Here is a 4,490-nt window from a genome sequence, read left to right as displayed (position 1 = left end):
CGCCCGGGGATTGGCCTCCAGGACGTAGAGCACATCGGACTGCAGGGCGTACTGGACGTTGAGCAGACCCCGCACCCCGACGCCCTTCGCGATCGCCTCGGTGGACGTCCGGATACGGTCGAGCTCCGAACGGCCCAGCGTGATCGGCGGCAGGGCGCAGGCCGAGTCGCCCGAGTGGACCCCGGCCTCCTCGATGTGCTCCATCACCCCGGCGAGGTAGAGCGTCTCCCCGTCGTAGAGGGCGTCGACGTCGATCTCCGCCGCGTCGTCGAGGAACCGGTCGACGAGCACCGGATGTTCCGGGGAGATGGCGGTGGCCCGATCGATGTAGTCGCGCAGCATCGTGTCGTCGTAGACGATCTCCATGCCACGCCCGCCGAGCACGTAGGACGGCCGCACCAGCACCGGGTACCCGATCCGCTCGGCCACCGTGCGCGCCTCGGCGAAGGAGGTCGCCACCCCGTGCGGCGGCGTGTGCTGGCCCGCCCGGGCCAGCACACGCCCGAACAGCCCACGGTCCTCGGCCAGATGGATCGCCTTGGGCGGGGTGCCCACGACGGGCACGCCCGCCTCGGCGAGCGCCGCGGCGATACCGAGGGGGGTCTGCCCGCCAAGCTGGACGATTACCCCGGCGAGCGGCCCGGCCTGCTGCTCGGCGTGGACGACCTCAAGCACGTCCTCGACCGTCAACGGCTCGACGTAGAGCCGGTCGGCGGTGTCGTAATCGGTGGACACCGTCTCCGGGTTGCAGTTGACCATGACGGTCTCATAGCCGGCGTCGGAAAGCGCCATCACCGCATGACAACAGGCGTAGTCGAACTCGATGCCCTGGCCGATGCGGTTGGGCCCGCTGCCGAGCACGATCACCCGCGGCCGTTCGCTCGGCGCGACCTCGGTCTCGGCGTCGTAGGCGGAGTAGTGGTACGGGGTCTCGGAGGCGAACTCCGCCGCGCAGGTGTCGACGGTCTTGAACACCGGCCGGATGCCGGTGCGGTGGCGGAACGCCCGGACCACGTCCTCGGAGGTGCCGAGGATCTCGGCGAGCTGGACGTCGGAGAACCCGGCTCGCTTGGCCCGCCGGATGCCCGCCGGATTGCGGCTGATCATCGCCGCGGTCTCGTTGAGGAAGACGAGCTGGTCGACGAACCACGGGTCGATCCCGGTGACCCGGGTGACCTCGTCGGGATCCGCGCCGGCGAGCAGCGCCTGCTGGACGGCACGCAACCGGCCGTCGTGGGGAACCCGCGCGGCTTCCAGCAGGTCGGCGGCGTCCGCCTCGGGCGGGACGAAGGAGAACACCGAGCCCGGGGCCTCCATCGAGCGCAGCGCCTTCTGCAGCGCCTCGGCGAAGCTGCGGCCAACCCCCATCGCCTCGCCGACGGACTTCATCGTCGTCGTGAGCGTCGGGTCGGCACCGGGGAACTTCTCGAACGCGAACCGCGGCACCTTCACCACGACGTAGTCCAGCGCCGGCTCGAAGGCCGCGGGCGTGGTGCGGGTGATGTCGTTGGGGATCTCGTCAAGGGTGTATCCGAGCGCGAGCTTCGCCGAGATCTTCGCGATCGGGAAGCCGGTCGCCTTCGACGCCAGCGCCGAGGACCGCGACACCCGGGGGTTCATCTCGATGACCACCTGCCGGCCCGTCGCAGGGTCGACGGCGAACTGGATGTTGCAGCCGCCGGCGTCGACGCCGACGGCCCGCATCACCGCGATCGCCATGTCCCGCATGCGCTGGTACTCGCGGTCGGTCAGGGTCATCGCCGGCGCCACCGTGATCGAGTCGCCGGTGTGCACCCCCATCGGGTCGACGTTCTCGATCGAGCAGACCACGACCACGTTGTCCGCGCGGTCGCGCATCAGCTCGAGCTCGTACTCCTTCCAGCCGAGGACCGACTCCTCCACCAGCACCTCGGTCGACGGGCTCGCGGCCAGTCCGTCCGCCGCCATCCGGCGCAACTCGCCGGAATCATGGGCGAAGCCGCTGCCGGCGCCGCCGAGGGTGAAGCTGGGTCGCACGACCACCGGGTAGGAGAACTCCTCCCCGGCGGTCAGGCACTCGGCGACGGTGTGGCAGATGGCGCTGCGCGCGGTCTCGCCGCCGACCGCGGCGACGATGTCCTTGAACGCCTGACGGTCCTCCCCGGCGCGGATCGCGTCGATATTCGCGCCGATCAGACGGACCTCGAAGCGGTCCAGAACACCGGCGTCGTGCAGGGCGACAGCGGTGTTCAGCGCGGTCTGGCCACCCATGGTGGCCAGGATCGCGTCGGGCCGCTCCCGTTCGATGATCTTCGCGACGATGTCCGAGGTGATCGGCTCGACGTAGGTCGCGTCCGCGATCTCCGGATCGGTCATGATCGTCGCCGGGTTGCTGTTGACCAGGATGACCCGCAGGCCCTCCGCGCGCAGCACCCGGCAGGCCTGGGTACCCGAGTAGTCGAACTCGCACGCCTGGCCGATCACGATCGGCCCGGAGCCGAGGACCAGGACACTGCTCAGATCCTCATGCTTCGGCATGACCGGCCTCCCGCACAGATCGCTCACTCCGCTCCCGGCCACCCTCCCGGGTGTCCGCCATCAAAGCGCGGAACCGCTCGAACAACGGCGAGGCATCATGCGGCCCCGGCGCGGCCTCCGGATGGAACTGCACGCTGAAGGCCGGCACGTCCAGACACTCCAATCCCTCGACGACGTTGTCGTTGAGGCCGCGGTGGCTGACCGCCACCCGGCCGAACGGGGTGTCGGTCACCCCGGTGAGCGGCGCCCGCACGGCGAAGCCGTGGTTCTGGCTGGTGACCGCGATCCGCCCGGTCGCCATATCCCCGACCGGCTGGTTCACGCCGCGGTGGCCGTAGGTGAGCTTGTACGTCTCGAAGCCAAGAGCGCGGGCCAGCAGCTGGTGCCCGAAACAGATCCCGAACACCGGGACACCGGCCCGCAGCACCGTCCGCAGCGCGTCAACCGCATAGTCCGCCGCCGCCGGATCGCCGGGACCGTTCGACAGGAACACCCCGTCCGGTTCCAGCGCCAGCAGCTGTTCGCCGGTGGTGCGGGCCGGCAGCACATGCACCTCGCAGCCCAGCGCGGCCATGGCGGCCGGCATCGCGCGCTTGATGCCGAGATCGAGCGCGGCGACCTTGAACAGCGCGGCGTCCGCCACCGCCTCCACCACATAGGGGGTAGGGGTGGAGACCCGGGGCGCGAGATCCGCGCCGAGCATCTCCGGGGAGGCGCGGACCCGGTCGAGCAGGGCGCCGAGCGCCGCCGCCCGCTCGCCGTCCGCGCCGGAACCCGGGCCCGGGCCGACCGGGCCACCGTCGGCGTCGGCGTCGGCGTCGAGCACGCTGCTGATCCCGCACCGCATCGAGCCGAGCTCACGCAGGTGACGGGTCAGCGCCCGGGTGTCGATCCCGCTGATCCCCACCACACCGGCCGCGGCCAGCTCGTCGTCGAGCGTGCCCCGGGCGCGCCAGTTGGAGGCCCGCCGGGCGGGGTCACGCACGACGAACCCGGCGACCTGGATCCGCTCGGACTCGTAGTCCTCGTCGTTGACGCCGGTGTTGCCGATGTGCGGGGCGGTCATGATGACGACTTGGCCGTGGAACGACGGATCGCTCAGCGTCTCCTGGTAGCCGGTCATCCCGGTGGAGAACACGGCCTCGCCGAAGGTCTCGCCGATCGCCCCGTACGCCTCGCCGACGAAGCTGCGACCGTCCTCCAGCATCAGGACCGCTCGCGTCGGCGTCGTGGTGGGAGTGCTCACCGATCCTCCTTCAGCCTGTTGACCTCACCGAGCGGTGAGGTCAACGGGTCGACCGACGACCAGCCGGGGTCAGACTGATCAAGCTGTCCCGGGTCCACCCACCCGGGGTCCGATTCCGGATCCGCCGGCCACTGATCGGGATGGCGCGGGTCGGGATGGCGCGGGTCGGGGTGACCCTCATCCGGGTGTCGCCGATCGGGGAGTCGCTGGTCCGAGCGCCACCGCTCCGCGTAGAGCCGCCGGTCGGCGGGCACCGCCCGCTCGCCGCGGGCCTGGGCCCGCTCCCCCCGGGAACGCAGCCGAGGGCCGGTCCGGATCGCCGGCATCTCCTCGGTCGGTTGTCCGGAACCCGGCCGCTGCCCGGACCGGCCCACCGGCCCGGGGCCGGGCGCGACGGCCCGGGGCCGGATCCGCGGGCGGATCCGCGGTACCGCGTGCGGCGAGGTGACGTCGCCCGGTGCCAGATGCGCGGGCGGGGGACCGATCAGGTCGTGGACGGCGCGCACCACCTTGGGCTGGCGGGCACGGTCCTCGCCGCGGAAACCGGTCTCCAGCTCGTGCCCGCCGAACGACCACGCGATGACGATCAGACGCCCGGGGGCGGAGACCTTGCCGGCGTGCGCCCGCTCCAGCCGGGCACCGCGGACGGCCTCGCGCGGGATCCAGAACGCCTCGCCGGGGCGGTCCACCCGCACCCCGGTCTCGTACACGCTGACGTAGCCGCCGG

General features: G+C 71.7%; 3 protein-coding genes. All 3 read right to left on the bottom strand.

The features are described from left to right. On the bottom strand, positions 1–2,517 hold a 2,517-nt coding region (gene carB, locus AC08ON_RS04185), incomplete at its 3' end, for a carbamoyl-phosphate synthase large subunit (protein ID WP_476616491.1). Continuing rightward, entirely contained in the window at positions 2,504–3,724 is a 1,221-nt protein-coding gene (gene carA, locus AC08ON_RS04180; RefSeq protein ID WP_476606509.1) for a glutamine-hydrolyzing carbamoyl-phosphate synthase small subunit, read from the bottom strand. The genes carA and carB, both read right to left, overlap by 14 nt. A gap of 35 nt (positions 3,725–3,759) precedes the next feature. Next, on the bottom strand, positions 3,760–4,490 hold a 731-nt coding region (locus AC08ON_RS04175; RefSeq protein ID WP_476616490.1), incomplete at its 5' end, for a PH-like domain-containing protein.

The organism is Frankia sp. CoWAU3 (genome assembly GCF_977971855.1).
The sequence above is the reverse complement of the archived record's forward strand: the minus strand, read 5'-3'. Positions and strand labels throughout refer to the sequence as shown.